Raw genomic sequence first — 26,664 nt, 5'->3', positions numbered from 1 at the left:
GAAAGTGACGACTTTCTCACGATGAGACTACCGATACTTTGCTCCCAAAACTTTTCTGCACCAGTGAGCTCTGCCAGACTAACTCTGAATATCCTAAGCCTACAATTGTCTGCCATCCTTCGCATTCACCCATGGTTTACAAGGCTGCTACAGGTCAGTGACTGGGAACTTGATCTGGGCCGAGAGCGATCGCCGATCTCGGCCCAGGGTTATAACCGGATTTCCATCACAAGTTGCAAATAAAGACTGCTTATTTTTTTTATGCTGTGAGAGTAATGTTAATTTTGCCTCGCAACTTTGTCGACTATCTTTGGGCGATTTGTGAGGCTGCTAACAACGCATAAAAAGGGCAATGTCGCTGCTATAGGCGACTGTTCTTTTCTGAAGATAATCTCAAAAGGAGTATGGAATACATCAATATTGCATCGATTCCGACTGAATTGACTCCAGATCAATTTAGTCTTGTCTATAATGCATTTTCTTTGTGCATTGCGGCTATGTTTGCTGCCGCTTTATTTTTCTTCAATGCCAAGTCCCAAGTTGGACGCAAATACCAAATCGCAATCATCATTTCCGGTGTGGTTGTGAGTATTGCTGGCTACCACTACTTTCGGATTTTTAATAGTTGGGAAACGGCTTACACCTTACAAGGTGGGGCTTACCTAGCGACTGGACAACCCTTTAATGATGCGTATCGATACGTCGATTGGCTGCTGACAGTCCCGCTGTTGTTAATTGAAGCAGTGGCGGTGTTGGCTCTGAATAAGAACATTTCTCGTCCCTTGTTAACTAAGCTAGCGATCGCAGCGGTGCTGATGATTGGCACCGGGTATGTGGGCGAAGTTGCCGATTCGATTACGACCCGCGCCATTTGGGGCGCAGTGAGTACGCTGCCCTTCTTATACATCCTGTTCATTCTCTGGACAGAGCTGAGTCAGGCGGTAGAGCGTCAAGACAACCGGGTCAAAACGTTGCTCAATGGCATGCGATTCTTGCTGCTGTTTTCTTGGGGCGTCTACCCGATCGCCTACTTACTGCCTGAATTGGGAATTGAAGGCGCTACCGCCACGGTTGGCGTTCAGGTGGGGTACACCTTTGCTGACCTGTTGGCGAAGCCTGTATTTGGTTTGCTGGTATTCTCAATTGCCCGCGTCAAAACTCAGATTGATGAGACTCAGGCTGCCGAACCGCATTCAGTGACTGCCACCAACGGTAACCGCGCTGAAGAACTCGTCGGCAGTACTCAGTAAACATGTTAGGTGTCTGGCCCCTGCCCATGCAGACGCTGCCATGCATCAGCAACGATCCGCCAGCAATAACCGCTCACTACACGGTGTAGTGAGCGGTTATGTCAGTTTTAAGCCCCTAAGAGGGTGCCAAATAAAAAGTTATCCAACCGAGATTCCTGCCGTTAGTCGGAACGACATAACCGGCCATGTTGAGCGCAGCGCAGCGGAGTCGAAACATCTGGCATGACGAGGGACGACTATTGCGTTGGTCTACTCTAAACACCGCCAACTTTCGGTTGGCCCAAGCCGCACTACGACTCGGTTGACGACTCGGCGATGTCGGCTTGATGGCCCATGGCTAGTTGCAGCACCATCGGTCGCCCCCCGGTTTCATGATATTTATCGGCCCAGGCCCGCAAAACCTCGTCGAGTTCCGCGATCGCCTCGGGAAGTTTCTCCGGCGGCACGTCCAGTTCTTCCAAAACACGAATCGTGTTGGCTTTGTTCTCCGACCATTCGCGCATCATGCGAAAGTAACGAGCCGTATCTTCCAGCATGATCAAGGTGCGCTCTTCTTGGTCAGCGGGAGAAGAGGACGGTCGCATTAAGGCATAGAACGACATGCCCCAGGGCGAATCTAGCCGCTGAATCGTGCCGGAATACATCAGCCGGCGGCGAATATGTTCGGCCAAGGCTTCGCTGAGGGGGCTACGGCGATCGGGGGGAAAGTCTTCTTGCGATCGCTCATGCAAAAACTCAATCAGTTCCATGAGTTGGAACGAGTTGATGATTTGCGCATCGGGAATGTCGGTCGGTAGTTTGCGTTCCAGCAGACGTTTTTCGTCGGCGGTGAGGCTGGTACTCGGAATCCGAAAGGTACCCGGCTGCCACGGGTATTTGTCTAGCCACACATAGGGAAACTGAATCAAATAGCGCGGTTCTTGCGAGCCCAACAGTTTGAGCAAACGCCCTTCGGTCAAGGCTTCTTGGAGCTCACCGACAATCGCCTTCACGCGCTTCGGCTCGATGTGATGTAAATGCCCCGTCATGCGCAGATTTTCGCCCTGCTCCACATAGGTCATATAAATGGCACACTTGGCCGCTGTGGCTGCCGCATCCAAAAAGGCCCCGTGACGATGTCCCCCGGTGCGCATGGCGCTAAACGCTATGTACAGCAAAATTTGATCGATCGCACTGGGGCCAAGCTGTCGGACTAAATCCATATCGTTGCTAACCGACTCTAACGCATTAAACATAACTCGAAACCCAACACTGCCAAGCGATTCAAAGAACAAAAATAGATATCACCTAAGGTTTTTCGAGAGTGGCACAGCGAGCGTCGCAAGAACATTGCCTGAGCGGGCATCGTCAGTACCAGGCAGAATTGCTCATTAAATGCGCCGACTCTCAGATGAATGGACGACGGGGGCCCCGCGATCGCCATTCCCGGCTCTCTAACGCTGAACTTGCGCTAAGCCCACTCAGGACAACCCACAGGAGTCGAAATGACCCGACCGCTGCCCCGGTAAGCCGTGGTGGGCTGGGAACTAGCGGCGGGCGATCGCCCGCTGCCACGATGGGCCAACCGGGCTTCCGGAGTTTGCTGGAGCCGTCCGGTGCCGCGATAGTCGTAAGTGGCATCGGGGAGCCATTGGGTGGGCACCTGGGTCACGACCCGACCGCTACCGCGATGACTCTCGGGCGATCGTGGATCACTGTCTGCGTAGGGCGCACTGAAACTAGATGAAAAACTCACAGCGCCCAAACAACCTAGCGTCAAAGCTGCCAGGCAAAATTGCGGTAATTTAATCGAAGTAAGCATCGTTGAGATAACCCTCTATGGCGATGTTCCATGTTTCAGAGGGGAGGCTTTGCCTTCAGGAAAAAACGGCTGCGTAAATTTTCTGAATCTCGTTAGATCGGGGCGATGGCGTTGACTAATATCCAACCGGCATACCAGTTGGGAGTGCCTCTCAGAGCGACTTGGCAAGGCCCACTGAACTGCTGAAAAGCGTCGTCCACAGAGGGATTCAGGGTAACGACAGTGAGTTCGCGACCATCGGTAAACTGGAATCTTGCCGACCACTTTTCTCCCGTTAGCGTGGGAATTAAGGTGCCGTGATAAGGGTATTCAGCGTTGATGTCTGCGGGGATATTAATGCTTGGCTGAGGGCTTAACAAATGGGGGTGTTGATAACAAGAAAAAGCCTCAGGATTGGCTTTAAAAGTTAATTGACGCGATCGCCATTCCGGATGTTCCGGCACGGTATCAATCAGGGGCACGATCGCGGCGGGGGCCGTCGGTTCTTCCAGCAAGGCCATTTGCACCTGGGCCACGGGCAAGTCACGGGGTTCACAGCCTTGCTCGATGCACAGGGCTGCTGCCATGCCCGCCGCTTGGCCCAAGCCCAGCACCACGGGCTGCAACCGGGTGGCCCCGTTGGCAATGTGCGAAACGGAGATATTTTTTTCACAGGTCAGCAAGCCGTCGATCGCGGCGGGAATCAGCGCCTCATAGGGAATAGCAAATGGCGTGCCCGTCCAGCGACCGCCCCAATGTCGGGCTTTCGGGGCCAACGGCATGTCAAAGCCGGGATAGTGATGATCGTTGGGATAGTTGCCGATCGCGATCGCGCTCATTTCTCCCCGGTCATTGACTGGCAAAGCCGCCGCCAACTCACCCGATTGCGGCAAAATGTCGGACTCGGTGACGGTGGTGAGTCCGACCAGGCGACGACTTTCGCGGTAGTAGGGCATCAGGGCCAAGGCCCCGCCCCCCAGGTGATCCGGCAATTGTGGAAACGCCCCGGTCGCGAGGCCATAGCGCCGCCCGATGGCAGATTGGATGTGATGGGCAAAGTTGCGAGAGTGGGCGATCGCCTCCTGCGCCCAAGCTTGCCAAGCCGCGTCTCCCCCGATCAGCCGATGGAGATCGTGGCCATAGTCGTTGCCCTGGGTCGGCCAATTCAGCATGAACTGGTGGTTGGGCAACCGCCCATAGTTCATGAACTGCTCAGCGCCACACCCCTCCCATGCCCCCCGAAACAGACTGGGATCATAATCATGCGCGGGCGTGATTTTGGGCAATTCCTCACCAGCTCCCGCATCCTGTAACAGCACGACCCAAGTGGGCGACTGCACCGGATAAGTTTGCAGGATGGGATGCAGCGGCTCCGCCGGATCGGTCAATGAACCGGGGGCGCTGGGTTCGTTAAATTGCGACTGGGCTTCCCAGCCCCAGCGATGGGGCACCTCGCCCAGCGCCAGCAAGTCGCCTAACTCGGTGCCATCCAGGGTGATTTGGGCGCGAATGGTGCAGTCATCAAAGCGTACTCCCACGATGCGATCGCCCTCTCGCAGAACGGCTTGTGCCCGTTTGCCCACCAGCCACTGCAAGTTAGGCAAAGCGTTGACCCAATCGGCAAAAATGGCCGCGCCGACCCGTGGCTCATAGGTGAAAAAGCTGACCCAGGCATGATCTAACCCGCCGGGTTGTCGCTGCCGCAACGCTCGGAGAAATGCGCCCCACAGGCCCGTTTGCCAAGCGAGTAATTCATTGCCGTCCGGGGCTGAGACTCCAGCCGCCGTCAACATGCCCCCCAACCAGGGCAACTCGCTGACCAGGATCGTGTTCGCACCGCGCCGCGCGGCTTGAATCGCCGCTGCGGTGCCTCCAGCCCCACCACCAACCACCAAGACATCAGTTGTGAGCATTGTTAAAACCATGACGGACAGCGGGCGATCGCACGAAGCAGGGAGACTGGGCGAGTCGTGACCCATGGCCCATTAACGAGTCGTGACCCATGGCCTATTAAATAAGAGGATGCGGTAAAAGGAGCGCTTGGCATCGCCAAAGATTTTCCCGTCTCCTGAGTGGCGACTGTGTCACCGGCCACCCGACAGGCTGACTTGCTCTGTCCGGTCAGCGATCGCCCGTGGTTTTGCCCCAACGCCAAGCCAGTTTTAACAAGCCCAACTTATCGATGCGTTCAGATCATTCTGATGGCGGATGACCACAAAACCTGGCAGCCACAGTAAATCTAAGTATAAACTTAAGAATATGGTTCAGGGTGAAAGCATAGATATCTCTCTAGTTTGTGCTCAGAGATGTCGTTGTTGAGCCCGAGCGGAGCCATCACAGGTGATTTTTCCGACAGGTGTTTCCTGCACAGATGGGCATTAGACCCGATCACGACAGACCACTGACCCGCATGAAACGGACACCATGAATAAGTTTGACTCCTCTCAACTGCGTCCCCGAATCAACCACACCAGCGAAGGCTGGCTCGTGCAAGTATATAGCCGCGATCGCCGCCTCCTCTGCGTCCTCGAAGCCTCTCACGGCTGGACTTTTTTACTCGGGTGTGGGGCGGGCCTTTTGCTCGCTATTGGTTGGTTTAACCTGGCGCGTCACACTCCAGCGACGACCTACGCGCCATCCACCATATCCCCACCCATGATGGTGGATTAGCGCTAGGCGCGGCCACACGGTTGGGATGGTAGGTTTGCTCGTGATGATTGCCATCCCATCTGATGACAGCGCCATCGGCGATCGCGGTGCTCATCGCTCCCCTTTTCAAATGACTTCTGAAAATTGGCGACAGCTACACCCAGCTCATTGAGTTCGCCGTTGGCGTATCATTCCGCGATCGCGAGTCTCCAACCATCACTGGGGCGATCGCCCGCTGCCGTGTGCGTTACCGGCCCCGCCTCAACTCCGGTTTGCAGGGAGTCAGGGTCGCGGTGACAATCGCGCCCTAGCTCTGTGATGCCCCACCTAGTTGCGATCGCTCACCGCAACCAGCCTGTGATCGCCAGTCCGCCAGCCCCACCACAGAGATGAGTGGAAAATTCTCCGGCGGCAATTTACATAACCCAAAAACAAATCGATGATCAAGAATCAAAAGGAAAACTTATACCCTGGATTTAACATCGCGTTGCAAATCTGGGCGACTGAAGCGCTAAAACCCACACTTTTCAGGATAGACTTATTCGTATAGAGATTAAGTTCTTGATAGAGCTAAATCTATCGAAGGGGATACCAGACAGCTATCGCCTTTCAGCACTATTCAGAGAGCAACTATCTCTGAAATCACTCTGTCGACAGGTTTTCGCATAACACCTGTGCTGTGGGGGTGAAGCGCTTTACCCTCACTTTCTTCAATTCTTTGAAGCTCACTTGTCACAATCATCGCTGCTCCGGTTAGAGCAGGTAGAAGGAGGTTTTCGTGGATTTTTTATCCGAGTTTTTGTCGCTCTTCTTGTCGAAGCTGCAGTCCCCGACACTCGGCTTTCTGATCGGAGGTATGGTCGTTGCGGCTCTCGGTAGCCGACTAACGATTCCCGATTCGATCTACAAGTTCATCGTCTTTATGCTGCTCATCAAGGTTGGCCTCAGCGGCGGCATTGCCATCCGCAATGCCAACTTGGTAGAGATGTTGCTGCCCGCACTCTTCGCCGTGATTATCGGCATTTCGGTCGTATTCATTGCCCGCTATACGTTGGCTCAGATGCCTGGCGTCAAAACTCTGGATGCGATTGCGACTGGGGGGTTATTCGGGGCCGTCAGTGGCTCAACTCTGGCCGCTGGTATCACGCTATTAGAAGAGCAAAGCATTGGTTACGAGGCCTGGTCCGCGGCGCTCTATCCCTTTATGGATATTCCCGCGCTGGTGACGGCGATCGTTCTGGCCAGTATCTATGCTGGCAAGCAAAAGCGCGAAAAGTATCGCATGAATGCGGAGGCGATCGGCAAAGGCGAGTATAGCGGCATGCAGCCGGTTGCCGCCGGTGGATATTCCAGCGAGTCTTCCGTGCCGACAGGCGGTTATCCCAATAGTGATCAGCGTAGTGCTGAGGGCAGCTTTTCCGGCGGTACTGGCGGCGGCGCGGCTGGTTCGTCCGGTGGCCCTGCCGATGATCGGGTCAAAATCTGGCCCATTATTAAGGAAAGCCTGCAAGGTTCTGCCCTCTCAGCTTTGCTACTCGGTCTCGCCCTAGGTATTCTCACCAAGCCGGAGAGCGTCTACGAAAGCTTCTTCGATCCTGGTTTTCGCGGTCTGCTTTCGATTCTGATGTTGGTGATGGGTATGGAAGCCTGGGCTCGACTGGGCGAATTGCGGAAGGTGGGCCAGTGGTATGCTCTATACGCTGTGATTGCGCCGCTGCTGCATGGTTCCATTGGTTTTGGTCTGGGCTACATTGCTCACATCGTGACCGGCTTCAGCCCCGGCGGTGTTGTGCTTCTGTCGGTCATCGCGGCTTCCAGTTCTGATATCTCCGGGCCGCCTACATTGCGAGCGGGTATTCCCAAAGCTAACCCCTCTGCCTACATCGGTTCATCCACTGCGGTGGGCACACCGATTGCCCTGGCTGTCTGCATCCCGTTCTTCATTGGGCTGGCCCAGGCGACGATGGGTGGTGGCTAATCCTCATAAGGGGCATACTGACAGACTGCGCCCCTCGTCTGACAACTTAGTAGTTCAATGAATGCGTTTCTAAGGAGGTAATCAACATGGCTAAGTCAGCCAACAAACTCGTCATTATCACGGAAAAGATGCTGCTGAATAAGGTCGCCCAAATCATCGATGAAGCCGGGGCAACCGGTTACACGGTGGTGGATGCTGGCGGGAAAGGCAGTCGCAACGTGCGCTCGGCTGGACAACCCAGCGTTTCCGATACTGAGTCGAATATCAAGTTCGAGGTACTCACCGAAAGCCGGGATATGGCGGAGAAGATTGCGGATCAGGCCGCCGCGAAATTTTTCAACGATTATGCGGGCATTGCCTATATCTGCGAAGCGGAGGTACTGTACGCGCACACGTTCTGTGGGCCAGACGGCTGCTAAAGTCTGCCACTACAGATTTGCAAAAGCCGAGGGCATTTGTCCTCGGCTTTTTTAGTGAGCCTTTTTCTGTTCTGCGGACTGTAAACGCATCAGTCCATGGTGCGAGTCATGATTACGTCATGGCTGGAGAGACGGATGAATGACAGAGATCGCCCCACGTCTGTACTCAGCACCGCATTGATGATCTGAGTCATGCCTGACGGCGAGCGATCGCGCGATAGAGCGATAAGCCCAGCCTATTAAACATAATCGATACTTATATTTTTGGGGTAGTGTCATCCGCTCAAATTATAGCTAGGCTATGCAGTAACAGTTGCATTTCCATCCCGACACCACCATGTTGCACTCATCCATCCGTAAACTCATCCTTACTCAACCCTGGCAGAGCCAGCTGCGCTGTTCCCGAGATGTGTTCCGCCCTTGGCGTCAGTGGCTGAACCACATTGAGCTGCGTCATCCCACCCAAGCTCATTTGATTTGCCAACTCATCCCAGCCCAATGTCCGTTTGAGCGTGAAGTGCGTGTCGGGCCGTGGCTGCACATCCAGGTGCCGCCCCTGTGCAAACTCAATCCGCTGTATGAGGAAGTCGTAAGTCTGCGTTTTCGCGCCCTCTGCTATCTGGCCGAAGAGTGCGCTGTCGATATCTGTCGCTATTGCTGATATTTCACCCGGCTGAAGCTGCGTCATTACACCCATTCACCCCTCAACCCTGATGAATCATCCCTCTTCCTCTCCGCTGCCTTGGTACCGCTGGCTCAACAGTAGCCATGTGATTCGGGTATTAGAAACGGTTCAAGATTTGATTGTCGTTTGCCTGTGTATTGGGCTGTTCAGCTTTATGGTCTTACAGCTCCGGGAGATGGTGCTGTCGCTACTCCCCCCGTTGCAGTTTCAGACCGTCACCTCCGATATTTTATTCCTGCTGATTTTGGTTGAGGTGTTTCGGTTACTCATCATCTATTTGCAAGAGCATCGCGTTTCGATTGGGGTCGCTGTCGAGGTTTCCATTGTCTCCGTGCTGCGCGAAATCATTGTGCGAGGAGTGTTGGAAACCCCTTGGATTCAGGTGCTGGTCGCCTGTATCTTTCTGATGGTCTTGGGGGCCTTGCTGGTTGTGCGCGTGTGGTTGCCCCCCACCTTTGATGGGGTTGATCCAGAGCAAGTGATGTCTCAACGGCACCGCTCGCGGCTCCCAGATCCTGACCACAACGTCCCGCCTGCCCGGTCAAAAGAGGTGGAAGATATGGCCATTTTTCGGGCTGCCAACCCAGATTTTTAGGCCAATTAGCCGCTTGCGACCGGGCGGCTCGGAGCATGCCACCTGTTTCTCTTGTGCGGATGTGAACCGCACTCGCTCAGTCTTGGGGAGAGCTCCCTTCTGACTCCATGGTTCTGTAAACGATCTCTCCCTTTTTCTCTTACAACTCCAGAGCGGTGACCACGCGGGTGAAAACTCTAGTTGAGAGTCCATCGCTCTGGCTCTGACTGGCTCAGACAGGGGATGTCGCCATCCTCGGGTTGAGTCCAGTCCCAGTCGCCGACTGCTACTATGGGCGATGTCGTCAGTCTCCCGTGGGTCAGTTTTCGCCTATGCCCAGCGCGTCTAACTCGCCGATCGAGTTTGCCGGACGGCAGGTTGTCATCGCGACGATGCACGGTAAAGAGCTGGCGATCGCTCCTCCCCTGCAATCCAGTCTCGGCGTTTCAACCCACGTCCCGTCTGACTTCAACACCGATCGCTTCGGCACCTTTACCCGCGATGTAAAGCGTCCCGCCGATCAACTCGCCACCGCCCGTCTCAAAGCTCAAGCCGCTTTAGCGCTGACGGGTGGGGAGCTGGCGATCGCCAGCGAAGGCAGCTTTGGCCCTCATCCCGACATTCCGTTTGTGCCCTGCGATCGCGAACTTGTTCTCCTACTCGACCAAAAGCACGATTTAGAAATTGTCGGTCAGGCGATCAGTACCCAGACTAATTACCGATCGCAAACCATTCGTTCCGTTGAGGAAGCGTTCGCCTTTGCCCAAGCCATTGGCTTTCCAGAGCATGGGCTAGTCGTGATGCCCACCGCTGAAAGTGCGCCAACGGCAGCGATCGCCAAAGGCATCGTCACCGCCGCCGCCCTCACCGCCGCCGTCGAAACCGCGATCGCCAGCGCCACGACCAGCACCGCCCATATCGAAACCGACATGCGTGCTCACTTCAACCCTACGCGCATGAAAGTCATTGCTGAAGCAACCGCCGACTTAGTACAGGTCATCAACCAACGGTGTCCATCTTGTCAGTGTCCAGGCTTCCACATTGTCCGCCGGAATCCGGGGCTCCCATGCGCCTGGTGTCGCACTCCCACCCTGCTGACTCTGTCAATGACTTATCGTTGCCAGCGCTGCGACTTTGACCAAGTAGCCACTTATCCCGATGGTCAGCAAACTGCTGATCCAGGCAACTGTCCCTACTGCAATCCTTAATCCAACCGACCGCTCTTGGGGGCAGCGGGACGATCAGTTCTCAGGCGAAAAGTTCTCAGGAGAAAAATGTTGTTGTATGCGCTGAGCGGTGCCCCAGCCCAACGCTTAGAAACGTAGTTTTCCGGCCAATGCCTAAACGCCGCCCTGCTTGGTTGGCGGGGTCTGCTCAAGACTCACACTCGCCCCGAGCAAGTGTAAAGCAGCTAAAATCTCATCCAGCAATTTACTCGGATCGTCGCCCATATTTTCTTCCGCCGCGACTTGCAGCGATCGCGCATCATATTCCCACTGCTGCAAGACTTCGACCTTCTGGGCAGTCGTCAGCTTGGTCGTGGTAGCTACCGCCGCTGGCGAGTCAAAAACGCGGCCAGGACTGAGCTTGGCTTGTTCAAAATCCACAATTCATCAAATGAGCATCATTGTTCAACCTAGCGTTCTCAGGCTTTCATTTCATCTGTCCGCTGGTCAGAGTTGATGACTAACTGCGGCATTGCCGCCGCATCAGTCACCCATGAAGTAAGCAACCCGGCTCCCGTTAGTGGACAAGGAGGCTCCTTAGGCGCAATCTGATCACCTGCTGTTTGCGTCGTCCAGCAGAGACTCCAGCGCCGCCCAGTACGCCCAAAACATAGACTCAACTTAACCCAACTGGCTTTATTCATATAAATTACCTATGTGTTGGTTTTGGAATTGACATTTTACATTCGATGATCGGACTGCCACCATTGAATTAAGTTTCGTAAGAAAAAATGTCATTTCATTGAGGGCAATCTCATGGTTGCACTGGTTAATTCTTCTCCTACTCTGAGTCCGGCAGGACGTTTGACCCTGCAAGTGGAAAATATTGCGCCCGATATTACGACCATTCGCTGCTTGGATTGGGATCGCGATCGCTTTGATATCGAGTTCGAACTTCAGAACGGCACCACCTACAACTCATTCGTGATTCGCGGCGACCAGACCGCTCTGATCGATACCACCCACCGCAAGTTTCACGACCTCTACCTGAAGGAACTGGAGCGGCAGGTCAATCTGGCTGAGTTGGACTATCTCATCGTCAACCACACCGAGCCTGACCACAGTGGCCTCGTTCAAGCCGTGCTCGATCGCGCCCCTAACGTCACCGTCGTTGGTTCCAAAGTGGCGATCCAGTTTTTAGAAAACATGGTGCATCGGCCCTTTGCCTCAAGGGTGGTTAAAAGCGGCCACACTCTGGATTTGGGCAAAGGCCATGAGTTGGCGTTTGTATCAGCCCCCAACCTCCACTGGCCCGACACAATTTTCACCTACGACGCGGGTACGCGCATCCTGTTTACCTGCGACGTGTTTGGCATGCATTATTGCGACGACTGCCTGCTGGACGAAACGCCGCACTTGTTGGAGCCCGATTTCCAGACTTACTACAACTGTTTAATGGGACCGAACGCCCGCTCCGTGCTGATGGCCCTCAAGCGCATCGCTCCGCTAGAGGTCAACCTCATCGCCACGGGGCATGGGCCTTTACTGTGGCACCACCGCCAAACTTGGGTCGAAAAATATCGCACCTGGAGTGAAAATCAAGCCCAGGCCGAAACGCTAGTCGCCCTGTTTTATGTCGATGAGCACGGGCATAGCGATCGCCTCGCCCGCGCGATTGCCGAAGGTATTGCCAAAACTGGCATGACGGTCGAGCTGGTCGATTTATCCGTGGCAGATACCCATGAAGTGCGAGAAATGGTAAGCTGCGCCGCTGGTATCGTCATTGGGATGCCCCCCCAGCAGCAAGACAGTGCGACTCATCCGAGTCTGAGCACGATCTTAGCCACTGCGTCGAGTCGGCAGATTTTAGGGCTATTTGAAACTGGCAGCGGCGAAGACGAACCGCTTTATCCCCTCCGCGCGCAACTTCAAGAGCTGGGACTCAAGGAAGCCTTTCCGCCAATTGTGCTCAAAGCAGCTCCCACGGCTGTCACCGATCAGCTCTGTGACGAAGCGGGCACCGACCTGGGTCAAATTCTGCTGCAAAACCGGAGCGTCAAGCCCAGCCAGGTGATCGATTCCAGCCTCGATCGCGCCCTCGGTCGCATCAGCAGCGGCCTGTATATCATGACGGCGCGCAAAGGTGACGTCGCCAGCGCCATGTTGGCTTCCTGGGTGATTCAGGCCAGCTTTGAACCGCTCGGGGTCGCGATCGCCGTCTCTAAAGATCGCGCCATCGAGTCACTGCTACACGTCGGCGACACCTTCGTCCTCAACGTGTTGGAAGAGGGGCGCTGCCAACCGTTGATTAAGCATTTCCTCAAACGGTTTCCGCCAGGAGCCGATCGCTTCACCGGCATTGATACTTACCCCGCCCAAAACGGCTCCCCCATCCTCGCCCGGTCGCTGGCCTATATGGAATGTACCGTCACGGGCCGCCTGGATGGCAGCGATCATTGGTTGGTTTACGCCACCGTCCACGCTGGACGAGTCGCCAAACGCGACGGCCTCACCGCCGTTCACCATCGCAAAGTCGGTAATCACTATTAATTCAGTTCAAAACTCAAACTTCGGAATTTACAGCTCTTCACACCCATCCACCCCAGCCCTCTGGGCAGGCTTCGCCCACATACCCATCCACCCTCATACCCTCACACTCCCTTCACTAACCATGCACCCTTCCTCCCTCAACCCCACTCCCCTCACCACGACCCGCCCGCGCGACGTACAAATCGCCACCCTGGGTAGCCAGACGACGGTGCTGAGATCGCGCACCTGGGAACGGCTGAAATTTGAAGTTGAGTACAATCTCTGCCAGGGCACCACGGCCAATTCTTATGTGATTCGCGGCGATCGCACGGCACTGATCGATCCCCCCGGTGAGTCATTCACCCACCTCTACTTGCAAGAGCTGCAACATTTCCTCGAAGGCGAGCCGCTCGATTACGTCATCTTGGGCCATGTGAACCCCAATCGCATGGCGACCTTGGCGGCCCTGGTGGAGCGGCAGCCGCAAGTCACCATTGTTTGCTCGCGGCCAGCCGCTCAAGCATTACGGGCAACTTTTCCCGACTGGGGCGATCGCCTCCACACCATTTGCCCTCCCGAAGGGCTGCTTGATTTGGGACAGGGGCATGTGTTGCAGCTATTCCCCGTGCCGACTCCCCGGTGGCCCGACGGACTCTGTACCTATGACCTCGTCACCCAAATCCTCTACAGCGACAAACTCTTTGGGGCACACATCTGCAACGATGCCCTCTTTGATGAAGACTGGCGCAAGTTAGAGGTCGATCGCCACTACTACTTCGACTGTCTCCATGCCTCACAAACCCAGCAGGTACAAGCTGCCCTGGCCCTCATCGCCCCTCTGCCATTGAAATATATTGCCCCTGGGCACGGCCCCGTCGTGCGCTATAGCCTCAGCCGGTTACAAAATGACTATCGTCAGTGGAGCCAACACCAAGCCCATAAAACGATGCGAGTCGCGTTGCTGTATGCCTCGGCCTATGGCAACACCGCGATTCTGGCGGATGCGATCGCCCAAGGGCTAATTGAGGCCGGATTGTCCGTGGAATCGATTAACTGTGAGCAGGCTGACCCGGTGGAACTGGCGAAAGCGATCGAAACCAGCGATGGTTTCATTATTGGTTCCCCAACGCTGGGGGGCCATGCTCCCGTGCAAATCCAGACAGCGCTGGGCATTGTCCTCTCCTCAGCAACCAAAACCAAACTAGCCGGCGTCTTTGGCTCCTACGGCTGGAGTGGGGAAGCGATCGACCTGATTGAAGACAAATTGCGCGACAACAATTATCGGTTGGGCTTTGACACGATTCGCGGGCGTTTCAGTCCGACCGCTGACGTACTGAAAACGTGCCGAGACGCGGGTGCGCAGTTTGCCCAGCAACTGCGCAAGCAAAAAAAACGCCAGTCGCCCCGTCAGGCCATTACCGAAACTCAGGCCGATCGCACCGAGCAAGCGGTGGGGCGAGTAATTGGTTCCCTGTGCGTCGCTACCACCTGTCAGGGCGATACCCACAGTGGCGCACTCACCTCTTGGGTGACCCAATCAAGCTTTCATCCCCCCGGCATTATGATGGCAATCCCAGTCAACCCCTATGCCCAGCGCTTTCTGCATCCCGAGGCCAAATTTGTGCTCAATGTCTTGACCGAGAGGCGCACCATTCGGCGTCATTTTGCCCACCAGCCCCAGCCTGGCGATCATCCGTTTCGAGCCGTCGCGCATTACGCCGGTTCCAATGGCTGTCTGATTCTGGAAGAAGCGCTGGCATATCTTGAATGCAGCGTTCAGCGTTGGATGCAGTGCGGCGACCACTGGCTGGTCTATGCGATCGTACAAGCTGGCGATGTCTTAGCTGATAATGGCGTCACTGCCGTGCAACAGCGCACTTCCGGCAGTCAATATTAGACCACATTAGTCCGCCACACTGAGTTCTCCCAGCGGGTGTGGTTCCGATCGCGGGGCGATTCGCCCACGGTGCTGCCAGGGATAAGGGCTGAGCAATCTGGTGAAAATGCTGGAAATTCTTACAACTTAAAGATATGGGGTCACATCTTCGGCACAGTCATCCGCCAAGTAAGACAAGGCCCGAAAGCGCAATCCGACTAACTGGTCATATAAAGGATTGAGCTTGCACATAGGGGGAATGTGAACAATTTTCTTTTTGAATAAAGTGACATCCCGCTCAAATGGGCATTGCGAGGGCACCATCTTGCAAATAAAACGGGCCAGCCGAGGATCTTTGACCTCTAGCTGATCAAGCCATTCCCGGGCCGGTTTCAGCGGTTCAAGACCGTGCTCGTCGTCAGACGGCTGAACTGGCGCAGTCTCTGTCAAATCATAGAGAGTGGCACGCACCGAATCGAGTACCTGATTTTCCAGACCTAAGGCAGTGCAAAAACTATGGAGTTTTTGATCTTCCTCAGTGGAGTAAACGCCATCGGCCAGGGCGACCATCACCGCCGTGCGCAAAAAATTTTCGGCGGCTTCCGTTTGCTGGCCGAGAACGGCTGCCAAATCCTTTGGCGCAATAGGTTCAAGCGCATCAAAAAAATCTAGGTTAGGGGCGAATTCCTCCTGGGTCATCGAGGTAATGACGCTTTTTTCTTCTTCATCAAAGTGGCCGTCGGCCCAGGCAATGGTGAGCAGACCGCGAAACCAGACCTTGATTTGCTCCGGTGTGTAGGGAGATTCAATAGTGGTAGTGGAAGGCATAAGACAATTTCAGGCGATACCGCATTAAGAATGCTGAAATGCGACTTAATTGTAGCTTTCTGCACTCTTGAGCGTCAGCATTCCCGCTGTCGGTTCACAATTCTCAGCGATGGGCGATCGCCCTCGTGGCGATGGTGTCCCCACGAGTCGCGGTCATGTTTAGGCCCCAGGTTACTGGATTGATCTGATGATGAGCCCTAAGACTTACTTAAGCGTTGCCCCAACGATGACCCAGTTTGCCCGGTAAACACCCACAAGACCGCCCGAGCGCCGTCGCGCAATCCCCGCAGGAGCGGTTCCGTTGCGCCGTAATTAGAGGGCACTGGCACGGGTTCAAAGGTGATGTCATAGCGCCCCAACACGACTTGGGCAATAATGCTGGCGCGCCGCATGTGATAGTCCGAGGTCACTAAGTACACGCTTTCGACCCCTTCAGCTTTAAGGTCGGTGACCAGCGTGGTGAAATTGGTCACAGTATCCACCGCTCGATAGTCTAAATGGACACGATCAGGCGCAATGTTGGCTTCTTGAAACAGCCAGTGCGCATATTCCGGATTCGTTCCTGACGACACCCACACTTCTAGATCGGGGTATTGGGTGGCCAACTCCGCCGCAAAATGTTCTCTTTCGGCGGCCCCGCCAAGCACTAAAATTGCTTCCGGTTCCCTCAGCTGAGCCTTGATGTGGCTTTGCCCTAGCAACATCATCGGCAGCATCGATAGCAATACCCAAGGACGCCAAGATCGATTGAACCGCGATCGCCTCCCCATAGCGCAACCCAATATACTTTGGCCAACACCGACGGTAATCGGCAATTCTTAGGATAGCGTTTTCGCCGGGGGAGATAACGCTGCTTCAAAAAAATGTCATTGGGGCGCTAGCCCAACAAAAAACTGGTGGGCTCACCTGCAAACATGAACCCACCAGCAACCATGGCAAACTTTGAACTTGTGTGAGTCGGCCTTAACCCCTCGACGCGCCTAGCGGCCCATCGTCTTGGCCATATCTTTGAACGGAGACAAACTGGGGCCGGGACGACGGCGGGGGGAAAAGTTAACTTTGGGATTCACCAAATAGTCAGTCGCAAAGTTAGCAATCTTCGGCATTTCAGTCTCCACCGTGGCCACTTGCTGAGCCGGCGTTGACTGCGTCGCTGCCTTGGGGGTAGCCGGAATCTGCTCTTTGAAAGACGCCTTGCCTGGCGATGCACTGGGCGCAGGGGACGCTACAGCCACGGGAGCGGCCGCATCAGTAGCGGGGGCGTCGGTCACGACTGTGTTCACGATGTCGGCAACGGGCTGCGCCGCTTCGTCCAGTTCCATATAGAACTCGCCTTGCTTCCCAATGCCAAAAATCTTGGCAATGCTGCCAAAGATGCCGCCAATGAGGCCAAAAATGCCCCCGAAAATTTTCTTGATCAGGCCCATGTCAATACTCCCAACTGCCAACTGGCAAGATTCCTTAAACATTACAGTCACTAGAGTCAAACAGTGAGCAAGACGGCAAACAAACTACCCGTGCGTCTTTACGTCAGCAATGACTGCTATAGATGACCGTGAACTGTTGTCAATCATTATTGAGGTTGGGGCCGGGTCTCGACAAGATATCTGAAAAGTTGATTAAGGAATGTTTACACAAAAAAGGCGATCGCGCCGAAGAGCGATCGCCTTTTTCAGGATTCCAACCGGAACGGGCGGCGGTAGATTAGTCAGCTGCTGACAGCAGTTCTCGTCTTTCGCCTGGCTGAATGACGACCTTGCCGGCGTCATCCACGTCCACAGAGGCCGTATTGCCATCTTGTAGACGACCCGAGAGGATTTCCTCTGCCAAGGTGTCTTCTAACAGGCGCATAATGGCGCGCCGTAAGGGCCGCGCTCCGTAGCTGGGGTTATAACCCTCTTCCACCAGTCGATCCTTGAATCGCTCGGTGACTTGGAGTTCAATTCCCTGCTCCAGCAAGCGGCCGAAGACTTCCTTCAGCAAGATATCGGCGATATCTTTGACTTCGTCCTTGGTGAGCTGACGGAAGACGATGATTTCATCCAAGCGGTTCAAGAACTCTGGACGGAAGTATTGCTTCAGTTCCTCGTTCACCAAAGAGCGAATCCGATTGTACTGGGAGTCGGCTTGGTCTTCTTCAAAGTCGAAGCCCAGACCGCCACCCCCTTTCTCAATGACCTTAGAGCCAATGTTGGAGGTCATGATTAGCAGCGTGTTCTTAAAGTCCACGGTGCGGCCCTTGGCATCGGTCAAACGACCATCCTCCAAGATTTGCAGCAGCATATTGAAGACATCGGGGTGAGCTTTTTCGATTTCGTCGAACAGCACCACGGTGTAAGGACGACGACGGACGGCTTCGGTTAGCTGCCCCCCTTCGCTGTAGCCGACATATCCTGGCGGTGAGCCAATCAGCTTGGAGACGGTATGGCGCTCCATAAATTCCGACATATCCAGCCGGATCATCGCGTCTTCAGAGCCGAAGAAGTAGGCAGCTAAAGACTTCGTGAGCTCAGTCTTACCCACCCCAGTCGGGCCAGAAAAGATGAAGCTGGCAATAGGACGGTTGGGATTTTTCAAACCGACACGGGCGCGACGAATTGCCCGAGAAATTGCTTTCACCGCTTCGTCCTGACCAATCAACCGCTGATGGAGCGTATCCTCCATGTGGAGCAGCTTCTCGGATTCGGACTCGGTCAGTTTGCTCACCGGAACGCCCGTCCAAGAGGCGACAATTTGGGCGATGTCTTCCTCATCAACGGCGGGCATGCTGCTATCGTCGCCGCTTTCGTCTTCAGCCTTTTTGTTCTGCGCGATGCTGCGGATTTCAGCTTTGATCTCCATCTCGCGATCGCGTAACTCACCCGCCGTGTCAAAGTCCTGGGAACGAACCGCATTGTCCTTATCTTTCAGAACCTGCCGCAGTTCCTTGTCCAATTCCTTCGCTGCTGGGGGCAACTGAGAATTGATCAGGCGCACCCGAGAGCCGGCTTCGTCGATCAGGTCGATCGCTTTATCGGGCAAAAATCGATCCGAGATGTAACGGTCAGATAGCTTCGCAGCCGCATCCAGGGCATCGTCAGTGATTTTTAGCTTGTGGTGCTGCTCATAGCGCTCGCGCAAACCATGGAGAATCTCGATGGTTTCATCAATGCTCGGCTCACCCACCATCACCGGCTGGAAGCGGCGCTCTAAAGCGGCGTCACGCTCGATGTGCTTGCGGTACTCATCCAACGTGGTGGCACCAATACACTGCAACTCACCCCGGGCTAGGGCAGGTTTCAGAATATTGGCAGCATCGATCGCGCCTTCGGCGGCTCCCGCACCAATCAAGGTGTGAACTTCATCAATGACCAGGATGACATTACCCGCAGAACGGATTTCATCCATGATCTTTTTCAGCCGCTCTTCAAACTCACCACGATACTTGGTGCCGGCGACCAGCAGACCAATATCCAGCGTGACGACTCGCTTCTCTTCCAGAATGTCGGGAATATCACCGTTGGTGATGCGCTGGGCTAACCCTTCGGCGATCGCGGTTTTACCCACGCCGGGTTCACCAATCAGCACCGGGTTATTTTTCGTCCGCCGCCCGAGAATCTGAATCACCCGCTCAATTTCTTTCTGACGACCGACCACGGGATCAAGCTTGCCCTCACCCGCCATCTGGGTCAGATTGGAGCCAAACTCATCGAGAGTCGGAGTTTTTGTGCGGCCTTGACTACCGCCGGAGGAAACCTCGGCGGTTTCTCCCAACATGCGGATAACTTGAGTCCGGACTTTCGACAGATCTACGCCCAGATTTTCTAAGACGCGGGCAGCGACGCCTTCGCCTTCGCGAATCAGCCCTAACAACAAATGTTCTGTGCCGATGTAGTTGTGTCCCAGTTGACGAGCTTCTTCGAGAGAGAGCTCCAACACCCGCTTGGCGCGCGGGGTAAAGGGAATCTCAACGGCTACAAATCCAGAACCGCGACCAATAATTTTCTCAACTTCGATGCGGGCATCTTTGAGATTGACGCCCATCGATTTGAGGACTTTGGCGGCGACGCCGGTACCTTCTCCTATAAGGCCAAGGAGAATTTGCTCGGTACCCACGAAGTTATGGCCTAAACGACGGGCCTCTTCTTGGGCGAGCATGATGACTTTAATAGCTTTTTCTGTGAAGCGTTCAAACATTAGTGGATTTCCAAATACCTGCTGGGCGCTGGTTACGGTGATTCTAGCACAGGGGTATTGGCGATCTGTGGCACCGGACACAGTGGTGAAAACCGTCTATAGGGGTGAGTTTTTGCAAAATCCCGCCACAATCTACAGCGATCCCAATGCTTAAACTTTTGTTGCGATTGCGTCGCAGCCTGGGCGATTGCCGCCGCCAAACGAGGGGATCAGTGAGCGGCAAATCACTCGTTAGGAGGGTCGGCCAGCCCATGATGGCGACTGAGCAGTGGCGACATTGGCGGTTTGACGCAGTGGGTCGGTGAGTTGCTGCTGTTGGGTGCGAAGCTCGGTCAAGAACGCCGGGTCTTGTAGGTGGCTGCACCAGAGAATCAGGGCGCTCTCATCGTCGGCGTAGTAGCGTCGCCGTTCGCCCGCCACCCGGAATCCCAAGGACTCGTATAACGCGAGGGCGATTTGGTTAGATTGGCGGACTTCTAGCGTGGCGTGGGTGAGGCCGCGATCGCCCGCCGCCAGCAAAAGGTGAATCAGCAGCCAGCGCCCCCAACCTCGCCGCTGATAAGGCGCATCAATGCCCAACAGGGTAATGTGGGCTTCGTCCAAGATGGCCCATAGGCAGCCAATGCCGACAATTTGAGACCGCTCCTGAGCCGAGATTTCTAAAACTAATAAATCACTGTTCGGGCTGGTGATTTCGCGACGATAGCCATCGGCGTTCCATAACCCACCAAAACATCGATGGTCTAAGTCGACCACATCCGCTAGATCTGAAGGAGTCACGGAACGGCAGAGAATATGCATAGAAGAGACTCGCCGAGCGAGCAAGGACGCAGTTGTCGATTGTACACTAGTGTCTTGGGCAGCCCTTGGTTAATCGGCTCTGCCGCCTTTGGTGTCTACGTTGTTTGTTTACTCAATACGCAATTTTTATGGTTTCCACAGTCGATTCTCCACGTACGAGTTTGAGTTATTTGGCGGCCCATGCAGCCACGTTGTCGGCGCGTAGCGCTTCTCCCAATCAAAACTTGCTGCCCTTAACTGCCCAAGTGGCGGAGAATGATCACCTGGTTGTGGGGGGCTGTGATGTGCCGCAGCTACTAGAGCGCTATGGTTCCCCTTTGTATGTATTGGACGAAGACACGCTGCGGGCGGCTTGTCAGCAGTATCGCACCGCGATGCAGCAGTATTATCCAGGCGAATCGCTCGTGATCTATGCCTCGAAGGCATGGAATTGTTTGGCGGTGTGTGCTGTGGTGAATCAGGAAAATCTAGGGATTGATGTGGTTTCGGGGGGCGAGTTGCTGGGGGCCATCAAAGCGGGAGTGCCCAGCGATCGCCTCTATTTTCATGGCAACAACAAGTCCCTCGATGAGCTGCAACAAGGCCTAGAGGCGGGGTGCCGCATTGTGGTGGATAACTGGTTTGAGCTGAAGTCTCTGAGTCAACTGGCCCAAACCGCTGGCAACACCGTGCCCATTCTCCTGCGGCTAACGCCGGGGATCGAGTGTCACACCCATGAGTACATTCGCACCGGACACCTGGACAGTAAATTTGGGTTTGATCCCGACCAGATTGAGGAGGTGTTTCAGTTTGTGGCACAGCAGCCGCAGTTGCGTTGTCTGGGCCTGCACGCCCACATTGGCTCGCAAATTTTTGAACTGCAGCCCCACGCGGATCTGGCGGGGGTGATGGTGCAGTGGCTAAAAAAGGCAGCTGAGTATGGTTTACCCGTCTCGGAGCTGGATATTGGCGGCGGGCTGGGTATTTGCTACACCGAGCACGATGATCCCCCCAGTATTGAGACTTGGGTGAAGACGGTGGCGGAGTCGGTGGCCCAAGCCTGTAAGGCCCAAGGGGTACCGTTACCCAAGTTAATTGCCGAACCGGGGCGATCGCTGATTGGCTCTGCGGCAGTGACGGCGTACAAAGTGGGCAGTCAAAAAACCGTGCCGGGGATCCGGACCTACGTCGCAGTGGATGGGGGCATGTCGGATAATCCGCGTCCCATCACCTATCAGTCGGTGTACCGAGCGCTCGCGGCCAACCAGATGTCGGCCCCCCTGACGGAGAAAACCACCCTGGCGGGTAAGCACTGTGAATCGGGCGATGTGGTGATTCAAGAAGCGTACCTGCCCGCGTTAGCGGCAAATGACGTTATTGTTGTGGCAGGTACGGGTGCCTACAACTACAGCATGGCTTCGAACTATAACCGCGTACCTCGACCGGCGGCGGTCTTGGTCAAAGCGGGAGAAGCCCATCTCATTATTCAGCGAGAAACGTTACAGGATTTGATCCGTCATGACTGTTTACCAGCTAGCTTAATGGCGACCGCTGGAACCGACTCCGAATAACGCAACTGCATGTAACTCTCATTGGTCTAGCGAGAGCGGCGATCGCGGCTCCAATAGGCCAATGATGGGAAAGGCTTTTTACTGTACAAGGCGCTATGTTTTAGCGTTGAAAACCGTCCGTCATCCGTTGGGAATGAAGCTACGGCACTGCACATGGGGCAATTCTGGGAGCAAGGGCAGATAATCCTCGATCTTCTGGGAGGATGGCCATTGAGACTCCTGGATGGAGTGCTGGTCGTGCTGCTGGTTTACACCCTGCTGGTACTCATTGGCGAACGCCGCACCCTATGGATGGTGCGCGGTTTCATTATGTTGCTGCTAGCCGCCACGATTAGCCGCAATGTGGGGCTAGCGCTGCTGGCATTTGTGCTGGATAAGCTGGTCATTGGCTCGGCGGTGGCCATGGCTTTTATCTTGCAGGGAGAATTTCGTCGCTTGCTGGAGCAAATTGGCCGGGGGCGATTGGGCCAATTGTTGGTGATTGCCGATCGCGAACTCGTGCCGGAGCCGAATAGCGCCATTGATGAGCTCGTCGATGCCGTCAAGGAGCTATCGCAAAACCGGATCGGGGCACTGATTATTGTGGAGACCGATCGCCCCATTGATGAACGGGATTTTTCGGTGCCGGGGGTACGGCTGAATGCGGAGATCTCCCGCGAGCTGCTGCAAACGATCTTTCAAACCAGCACGCTACTGCACGACGGAGCCGTGCTGGTGCGGGGCTCTCGGGTGTTGGCAGCAGGGGTAATTTTGCCGATTTCCGAACGCTCGGCCTCGCGTCAGTTGGGCACTCGCCATCGGGCGGCGATGGGCATCACCGAACGGGTGGAAGATTGTCTCTGCATTGTGGTTTCTGAAGAAACGGGCTCAATTTCGATGGCGGAAGGGGGAAAGCTAAATCGCCCCCTAACGAGCAGTAAACTAAGGGAGTTGTTAAGCGATCGCCTCTCCTTATCGGTTGATCGAGACTCGGTCAGCCCGCAACTGCGTAGTTTGAGTAAACGGTTGCTTAGACAGGGGCGTGCTTTTTGGCAGCGCCTTCCCTTTGTCCCGTCATCTGCCCCGCGTGGAAAACAATGACCGCTGAGCCACTTGTGACCGCTTCCCTACCCTCGACCCTCGATCGCGATCGGCTGCCGCACCATGTCGCCGTCATTATGGATGGGAATGGTCGGTGGGCACAACGCCGCAGCCTGCCCCGCATCATGGGCCATCGCCGGGGCGTGGATACCTTGAAAAAGCTGCTGCGCACTTGCAATGACTGGGGCATTGGGGCACTGACGGCGTATGCATTTTCGACGGAAAATTGGGGCCGTCCCCATACAGAGGTTGATTTTTTGATGACGCTGTTTGAGCGGGTATTGCGTCAGGAACTGGCCGAAATGGATCAGGAAGGCGTGCGCATCCAATTTGTGGGGCACCTGGAATCCCTGCCGACTTCCCTACAAACGGAGATCGATCGCGCCGTTGAGCAAACCCGCGATAACCCTGGCATTCGCTTTACCGTCGCCACCAACTACGGGGGGCGGCAAGAAATCGTGCAGGCCTGTCAAGCGATCGCGACTCAAGTGCAGTTGGGCAAGCTCGCGCCCGAAGACATTGACGAAAATCTGTTTAGTCGCCATCTCTATACCGCTGGGTCAGAAGATCCCGACCTGCTAATCCGCACCAGTGGCGAAATGCGCATCAGCAACTTTTTACTCTGGCAACTTGCCTATGCTGAGCTCTACGTGACGGATACGCTGTGGCCGGACTTTGATCTGGCGGAGTTTCAGCAGGCGTTGAGTGACTATCAGCAGCGGCATCGACGCTTTGGCAAGATTTGAGTGAGTCGGGGCGGCGATCGCTGTCAACTAGTCGTCACCCATACTTTTGACGCCATCCAACAGCAGCCAAAGACCGCCCAATAAAATGACGAGCGCGATGCCCCCCAACAGCCAGTCCAAATTGGGTAATGTGTCCATCCCATCCTGTGATCAATGTCTATAAATAAGCCAGACATACGGTTGCGACCCTGGAGTCGGCGCATGTCTGGCGATGAGGTTGCTTGACCGGAGTTACCAGAGACCGGGTACGGGCTCTTCCATGTCTGCTTCCATCTCTTCCTCAACGACGACTTCTTCTTCCATCTCGTCTTCGACCACCATGTCTTCTTCCATCTCGTCTTCAACCATCGTTTCATCCGCCATGAACCGCATGGTGCCAGTGTCGAAGGGGAGATCCATCAACAGATCGCCATCGACGAAGAAATAGTTGACAGCATCTTCTAATCCGCGACGGAATTCATCATCCAGCGAATCGGGGCCACAAGCCGCCAGGGTGAAGGCTTGCAAGGTAATGAAGTCAGGACTTTCGGGGTCGAAGATACCGTTGCCGACGTTGCAATCGGCACGGACGCCCAGGGTGCCATCTTCAAAAAATTGGATGGAATACAGCTCCGGATCGTCCGGCACGGTCATGGTGTCGTTGTTATAAACGATTTCTTCTAACATCCAGAGCGGGCCAGTTAACATCGGCTCTTGCGCCATGGCGGTCGTCGCCGTTGCGCCACAAATCGCCACGGCTGAGGCGATCGCCCAAGAAACAGAATGGGATGGTTGCATCATTATCCTCCACACCTAATCGGGTAATTAATCACAGTTTGCTTAAACGAAAAGAAGCTCACGGCAAGCAGCCTGATTGTCAAGATCAGCAAGACCTTATGGCACACCATACCGCTCAGGTTCCGCGATCAAAGCAATTTTCACACTTATTTAAATGGCGACTTGGTGACTGGCTCAGACCGGGAGCTCGACGACGTGACTACAGTCTGGCGTCTCTCCGATATCGGCTCATTGCATCAACTTAATTGGGCGGCGCATTCCAAGATGAGGCGCTGATTTGCGGTGGCGTAGGGCTGCACCGCTAAGGCCCGCCGAAACGCTTGAATGGCTGCCGTGTGGTTGCCGAGCTGCATGTGGCAAAGGCCCAAGCCATGCAAAGCCCCAAAATGGTAAGGCACGAGCTCAGTGACTTTGTCGCAGTCAGCGATCGCGGCCCAATAGCGCTGCTGCATGTAGTACAGCACCGCCCGGCGATTCCAGGCTTCGGCAAAGTCTGGCATGGCTTCGAGGGTTTCGGTCAGGATGGTTTCCGCTTCATCGGCCTGTCCCTGATCCATCAATTTTTGGCTACGGACTAAGAGTTGTGCGCCGTAGGCTCCTTTTTGGGTGTACCACAGTCGCCATAACGCTTCTGTCGCCACTTGGCGCACATTCACGTCGTCGGCTTTGAGATTTTGCAAGAGTGATTGCGCGTCGGAACCCATAGACTTGAGAGATTACAAAGCGGAGGTCGCTCAGTGGCCCGATGCACCGTTACTACGATCCGGTGCTGTGCTGCCTGAGGCCCTTGCCCTAACAGTAGCTTTATTCGTAGAAAAATGTGAGCGCGATCGCCCCTGCCAACCATTGGGGACGGTGCCCTGGGGGCGACAAACCGCCACATCCCCTTGCACACCCTGTTACTGGCCCCAGAGCAAATCGAGGCGATTGTGGGTGTCAGCATGTTCGCCGCAGTCTTTCACCCATTGTTTGTCTGAAGTATGGGTTGAGCAGGATGTTGCCGCTATAGTGCCGAAGACGACAGCTCCGCCCTTGATTGATCTGAGAGATCAGCCATCGCCGGATATTTTGCGGGTGTTAGCGATCGGTAGTCCGCAAGTGGTTCATTCCTGTGTATTGACGCTGTATCGGTTGGGCTATGCCCGCCCTGAGGACTGGTCTCAGCCGTTGCCGACAGTGAATCCGGGTGAAGTGATGCGGATACTGACAAAACGGGTGATGCAGTCAGATCAAACATGACCAGACACTGATTTATCTGCAAGATTCAAGCCACTGAAAGGTTGTCCCTTCCTCAGTGGCTTTTTATTGGGTCTGTATCCGAAAGGTGTTGCAAAATAGGGTGGTTGGGGAAAATTGGGTATGTGGCTGTGAAGTGGCAAGTGATAAGGACACTTCTCTGAATACCATCGCCAACCAACAGATTAACTTGCCAAATCAATTTTTCTAGGAATAGAGTTCATGAAGACACTTGGAACAGGGAAACTATACATCAAAGATTTATTTGATAAAGACCGTTTTTTTAGAATTCCTGAATACCAGAGAGCTTATGTTTGGGAAGCACAGCAAATTAATGAACTCTTAAACGATGTCAATGATGCGATGGAGTCAGATCCTGAAAAAGAATATTTTTTGGGATGTATGATTTGGAATGTAGTCAACAAACGTACTGGTGGCTATGCATATGATTCCTTAGACATTCTTGATGGGCAACAAAGGCTTATAACCCAGGGTAAGCGCAAGAAAAACATCGGGGAATTGTGCTACGTTGCCAGACCAGCGGCAAGGACAGTGAGCATGTAG

Annotated in this window: 26 protein-coding genes; 14 read left to right on the top strand and 12 right to left on the bottom strand. The window is 54.7% G+C overall.

The window, feature by feature from the left end; genetic code table 11:
• Nucleotides 1-404 precede the first annotated feature (404 nt).
• Nucleotides 405-1,250 (top strand): bacteriorhodopsin-like, encoded by an 846-nt coding sequence (locus JUK32_RS11785; protein ID WP_255538219.1) that lies wholly within the window; start codon nt 405-407, stop codon nt 1,248-1,250.
• A gap of 290 nt (nt 1,251-1,540) precedes the next feature.
• On the opposite strand, the gene hetR is transcribed toward JUK32_RS11785, so the two are convergent.
• From hetR to JUK32_RS11770, 3 genes are all read right to left on the bottom strand, one after another.
• Nucleotides 1,541-2,485 (bottom strand): heterocyst differentiation master regulator HetR, encoded by a 945-nt coding sequence (gene hetR, locus JUK32_RS11780; RefSeq protein WP_204139052.1) that lies wholly within the window; start codon nt 2,483-2,485, stop codon nt 1,541-1,543.
• Nucleotides 2,486-2,700: 215 nt separating this feature from the next.
• A complete protein-coding gene (locus JUK32_RS11775) occupies nt 2,701-2,985 on the bottom strand; it encodes a hypothetical protein (RefSeq protein WP_204139051.1) in 285 nt (94 codons plus the stop codon).
• A 158-nt stretch (nt 2,986-3,143) separates the two neighbouring features.
• Entirely contained in the window at nt 3,144-4,943 is a 1,800-nt protein-coding gene (locus tag JUK32_RS11770) for an FAD-dependent oxidoreductase (protein WP_239112581.1), read from the bottom strand.
• Between the two features lie 511 nt (nt 4,944-5,454).
• Here JUK32_RS11770 and JUK32_RS11765 point away from each other — a divergent pair.
• The 6 genes from JUK32_RS11765 (at nt 5,455) to JUK32_RS11740 (ending at nt 10,543) form a co-directional block, all read left to right on the top strand.
• Nucleotides 5,455-5,700 carry a hypothetical protein gene (locus JUK32_RS11765; RefSeq protein ID WP_204139049.1) on the top strand — a complete coding sequence of 82 codons (246 nt, stop codon included), beginning with the start codon at nt 5,455-5,457 and terminating at the stop codon, nt 5,698-5,700.
• Between the two features lie 757 nt (nt 5,701-6,457).
• Nucleotides 6,458-7,657, top strand: coding sequence for a sodium-dependent bicarbonate transport family permease (locus JUK32_RS11760; RefSeq protein WP_204139048.1), 1,200 nt, complete (start codon nt 6,458-6,460; stop codon nt 7,655-7,657).
• Nucleotides 7,658-7,743: 86 nt separating this feature from the next.
• Nucleotides 7,744-8,076, top strand: a complete 333-nt coding sequence (locus JUK32_RS11755) for a P-II family nitrogen regulator (protein WP_204139047.1) — start codon at nt 7,744-7,746, stop codon at nt 8,074-8,076.
• A gap of 337 nt (nt 8,077-8,413) precedes the next feature.
• Nucleotides 8,414-8,737, top strand: a complete 324-nt coding sequence (locus JUK32_RS11750) for a Mo-dependent nitrogenase C-terminal domain-containing protein (RefSeq protein ID WP_204139046.1) — start codon at nt 8,414-8,416, stop codon at nt 8,735-8,737.
• Nucleotides 8,738-8,789: 52 nt separating this feature from the next.
• Nucleotides 8,790-9,356 carry a phosphate-starvation-inducible PsiE family protein gene (locus JUK32_RS11745; RefSeq protein ID WP_239112579.1) on the top strand — a complete coding sequence of 189 codons (567 nt, stop codon included), beginning with the start codon at nt 8,790-8,792 and terminating at the stop codon, nt 9,354-9,356.
• A 311-nt stretch (nt 9,357-9,667) separates the two neighbouring features.
• Nucleotides 9,668-10,543 carry a DUF6671 family protein gene (locus tag JUK32_RS11740; protein WP_204139045.1) on the top strand — a complete coding sequence of 292 codons (876 nt, stop codon included), beginning with the start codon at nt 9,668-9,670 and terminating at the stop codon, nt 10,541-10,543.
• Between the two features lie 132 nt (nt 10,544-10,675).
• On the opposite strand, the gene JUK32_RS11735 is transcribed toward JUK32_RS11740, so the two are convergent.
• Complete coding sequence (locus JUK32_RS11735; protein ID WP_204139044.1) at nt 10,676-10,942, bottom strand: hypothetical protein; 267 nt, start codon at nt 10,940-10,942, stop codon at nt 10,676-10,678.
• Between the two features lie 375 nt (nt 10,943-11,317).
• On the opposite strand from JUK32_RS11735, the gene JUK32_RS11730 reads away from it, so the two are divergent.
• Nucleotides 11,318-13,051 carry a diflavin flavoprotein gene (locus JUK32_RS11730; protein ID WP_204139043.1) on the top strand — a complete coding sequence of 578 codons (1,734 nt, stop codon included), beginning with the start codon at nt 11,318-11,320 and terminating at the stop codon, nt 13,049-13,051.
• A 121-nt stretch (nt 13,052-13,172) separates the two neighbouring features.
• Complete coding sequence (locus JUK32_RS11725; RefSeq protein WP_204139042.1) at nt 13,173-14,927, top strand: diflavin flavoprotein; 1,755 nt, start codon at nt 13,173-13,175, stop codon at nt 14,925-14,927.
• Between the two features lie 126 nt (nt 14,928-15,053).
• On the opposite strand, the gene JUK32_RS11720 is transcribed toward JUK32_RS11725, so the two are convergent.
• The 5 genes from JUK32_RS11720 to rimI form a co-directional block, all read right to left on the bottom strand.
• A complete protein-coding gene (locus tag JUK32_RS11720; protein ID WP_204139041.1) occupies nt 15,054-15,734 on the bottom strand; it encodes a Mo-dependent nitrogenase C-terminal domain-containing protein in 681 nt (226 codons plus the stop codon).
• Nucleotides 15,735-15,931: 197 nt separating this feature from the next.
• Nucleotides 15,932-16,450, bottom strand: coding sequence for a YdcF family protein (locus tag JUK32_RS11715; RefSeq protein ID WP_239112578.1), 519 nt, complete (start codon nt 16,448-16,450; stop codon nt 15,932-15,934).
• 264 nt (nt 16,451-16,714) lie between these two features.
• Nucleotides 16,715-17,203, bottom strand: a complete 489-nt coding sequence (locus tag JUK32_RS11710) for a hypothetical protein (RefSeq protein WP_204139039.1) — start codon at nt 17,201-17,203, stop codon at nt 16,715-16,717.
• Between the two features lie 235 nt (nt 17,204-17,438).
• A complete protein-coding gene (locus JUK32_RS11705) occupies nt 17,439-19,910 on the bottom strand; it encodes an ATP-dependent Clp protease ATP-binding subunit (protein ID WP_204139038.1) in 2,472 nt (823 codons plus the stop codon).
• 231 nt (nt 19,911-20,141) lie between these two features.
• Nucleotides 20,142-20,690, bottom strand: coding sequence for a ribosomal protein S18-alanine N-acetyltransferase (gene rimI / locus JUK32_RS11700; protein WP_309224532.1), 549 nt, complete (start codon nt 20,688-20,690; stop codon nt 20,142-20,144).
• A 149-nt stretch (nt 20,691-20,839) separates the two neighbouring features.
• On the opposite strand from rimI, the gene lysA reads away from it, so the two are divergent.
• The 3 genes from lysA to JUK32_RS11685 all read left to right on the top strand — a co-directional run bounded on the left by lysA (nt 20,840) and on the right by JUK32_RS11685 (nt 24,087).
• Nucleotides 20,840-22,261 (top strand): diaminopimelate decarboxylase, encoded by a 1,422-nt coding sequence (lysA, locus tag JUK32_RS11695; RefSeq protein WP_204139036.1) that lies wholly within the window; start codon nt 20,840-20,842, stop codon nt 22,259-22,261.
• Between the two features lie 153 nt (nt 22,262-22,414).
• The gene (gene cdaA / locus JUK32_RS11690) at nt 22,415-23,341 is read left to right on the top strand and encodes a diadenylate cyclase CdaA (RefSeq protein ID WP_204139035.1); all 927 of its coding nucleotides are present in this window, start codon (nt 22,415-22,417) and stop codon (nt 23,339-23,341) included.
• Entirely contained in the window at nt 23,338-24,087 is a 750-nt protein-coding gene (locus JUK32_RS11685) for an isoprenyl transferase (protein WP_204139034.1), read from the top strand. Before cdaA ends, JUK32_RS11685 begins: the two co-directional genes overlap by 4 nt.
• Before the next feature lie 27 nt (nt 24,088-24,114).
• On the opposite strand, the gene JUK32_RS28705 is transcribed toward JUK32_RS11685, so the two are convergent.
• The 3 genes from JUK32_RS28705 to JUK32_RS11675 all read right to left on the bottom strand — a co-directional run bounded on the left by JUK32_RS28705 (nt 24,115) and on the right by JUK32_RS11675 (nt 25,568).
• Entirely contained in the window at nt 24,115-24,225 is a 111-nt protein-coding gene (locus JUK32_RS28705; protein ID WP_375541565.1) for an NAD synthetase, read from the bottom strand.
• A 93-nt stretch (nt 24,226-24,318) separates the two neighbouring features.
• Complete coding sequence (locus tag JUK32_RS11680; RefSeq protein WP_204139033.1) at nt 24,319-24,864, bottom strand: META domain-containing protein; 546 nt, start codon at nt 24,862-24,864, stop codon at nt 24,319-24,321.
• Nucleotides 24,865-25,100: 236 nt separating this feature from the next.
• Nucleotides 25,101-25,568 (bottom strand): tetratricopeptide repeat protein, encoded by a 468-nt coding sequence (locus JUK32_RS11675; protein ID WP_204139032.1) that lies wholly within the window; start codon nt 25,566-25,568, stop codon nt 25,101-25,103.
• Between the two features lie 265 nt (nt 25,569-25,833).
• Between JUK32_RS11675 and JUK32_RS11670 the strand changes: the two genes are divergently transcribed.
• Together JUK32_RS11670 and JUK32_RS11665 are read left to right on the top strand one after the other, a co-directional pair.
• Nucleotides 25,834-26,103, top strand: coding sequence for a hypothetical protein (locus JUK32_RS11670; protein ID WP_204139031.1), 270 nt, complete (start codon nt 25,834-25,836; stop codon nt 26,101-26,103).
• A 219-nt stretch (nt 26,104-26,322) separates the two neighbouring features.
• Complete coding sequence (locus JUK32_RS11665; RefSeq protein ID WP_204139030.1) at nt 26,323-26,664, top strand: DUF262 domain-containing protein; 342 nt, start codon at nt 26,323-26,325, stop codon at nt 26,662-26,664.

The organism is Halomicronema sp. CCY15110 (genome assembly GCF_016888165.1).
GTDB lineage: Bacteria > Cyanobacteriota > Cyanobacteriia > Phormidesmidales > Phormidesmidaceae > Halomicronema.
This window is presented reverse-complemented; position numbering and strand designations above follow the sequence as displayed.

What these genes read in the sequence shown, in the direction of transcription:
- JUK32_RS28705 (WP_375541565.1), bottom strand. Translation starts at nt 24,225, where the DNA reads ATGGACACATTACCCAATTTGGACTGGCTGTTGGGGGGCATCGCGCTC.
- JUK32_RS11730 (WP_204139043.1), top strand. Translation starts at nt 11,318, where the DNA reads ATGGTTGCACTGGTTAATTCTTCTCCTACTCTGAGTCCGGCAGGACGT.
- JUK32_RS11785 (WP_255538219.1), top strand. Translation starts at nt 405, where the DNA reads ATGGAATACATCAATATTGCATCGATTCCGACTGAATTGACTCCAGAT.
- JUK32_RS11675 (WP_204139032.1), bottom strand. Translation starts at nt 25,568, where the DNA reads ATGGGTTCCGACGCGCAATCACTCTTGCAAAATCTCAAAGCCGACGAC.
- JUK32_RS11765 (WP_204139049.1), top strand. Translation starts at nt 5,455, where the DNA reads ATGAATAAGTTTGACTCCTCTCAACTGCGTCCCCGAATCAACCACACC.
- JUK32_RS11680 (WP_204139033.1), bottom strand. Translation starts at nt 24,864, where the DNA reads ATGCAACCATCCCATTCTGTTTCTTGGGCGATCGCCTCAGCCGTGGCG.
- JUK32_RS11755 (WP_204139047.1), top strand. Translation starts at nt 7,744, where the DNA reads ATGGCTAAGTCAGCCAACAAACTCGTCATTATCACGGAAAAGATGCTG.
- JUK32_RS11770 (WP_239112581.1), bottom strand. Translation starts at nt 4,943, where the DNA reads ATGCTCACAACTGATGTCTTGGTGGTTGGTGGTGGGGCTGGAGGCACC.
- JUK32_RS11750 (WP_204139046.1), top strand. Translation starts at nt 8,414, where the DNA reads ATGTTGCACTCATCCATCCGTAAACTCATCCTTACTCAACCCTGGCAG.
- JUK32_RS11740 (WP_204139045.1), top strand. Translation starts at nt 9,668, where the DNA reads ATGCCCAGCGCGTCTAACTCGCCGATCGAGTTTGCCGGACGGCAGGTT.
- JUK32_RS11685 (WP_204139034.1), top strand. Translation starts at nt 23,338, where the DNA reads ATGACCGCTGAGCCACTTGTGACCGCTTCCCTACCCTCGACCCTCGAT.
- hetR (WP_204139052.1), bottom strand. Translation starts at nt 2,485, where the DNA reads ATGTTTAATGCGTTAGAGTCGGTTAGCAACGATATGGATTTAGTCCGA.
- JUK32_RS11745 (WP_239112579.1), top strand. Translation starts at nt 8,790, where the DNA reads ATGAATCATCCCTCTTCCTCTCCGCTGCCTTGGTACCGCTGGCTCAAC.
- JUK32_RS11710 (WP_204139039.1), bottom strand. Translation starts at nt 17,203, where the DNA reads ATGTTTAAGGAATCTTGCCAGTTGGCAGTTGGGAGTATTGACATGGGC.
- JUK32_RS11705 (WP_204139038.1), bottom strand. Translation starts at nt 19,910, where the DNA reads ATGTTTGAACGCTTCACAGAAAAAGCTATTAAAGTCATCATGCTCGCC.
- JUK32_RS11665 (WP_204139030.1), top strand. Translation starts at nt 26,323, where the DNA reads ATGAAGACACTTGGAACAGGGAAACTATACATCAAAGATTTATTTGAT.
- cdaA (WP_204139035.1), top strand. Translation starts at nt 22,415, where the DNA reads ATGGGGCAATTCTGGGAGCAAGGGCAGATAATCCTCGATCTTCTGGGA.
- JUK32_RS11725 (WP_204139042.1), top strand. Translation starts at nt 13,173, where the DNA reads ATGCACCCTTCCTCCCTCAACCCCACTCCCCTCACCACGACCCGCCCG.
- JUK32_RS11715 (WP_239112578.1), bottom strand. Translation starts at nt 16,450, where the DNA reads ATGCTGCCGATGATGTTGCTAGGGCAAAGCCACATCAAGGCTCAGCTG.
- lysA (WP_204139036.1), top strand. Translation starts at nt 20,840, where the DNA reads ATGGTTTCCACAGTCGATTCTCCACGTACGAGTTTGAGTTATTTGGCG.
- JUK32_RS11720 (WP_204139041.1), bottom strand. Translation starts at nt 15,734, where the DNA reads ATGCCTTCCACTACCACTATTGAATCTCCCTACACACCGGAGCAAATC.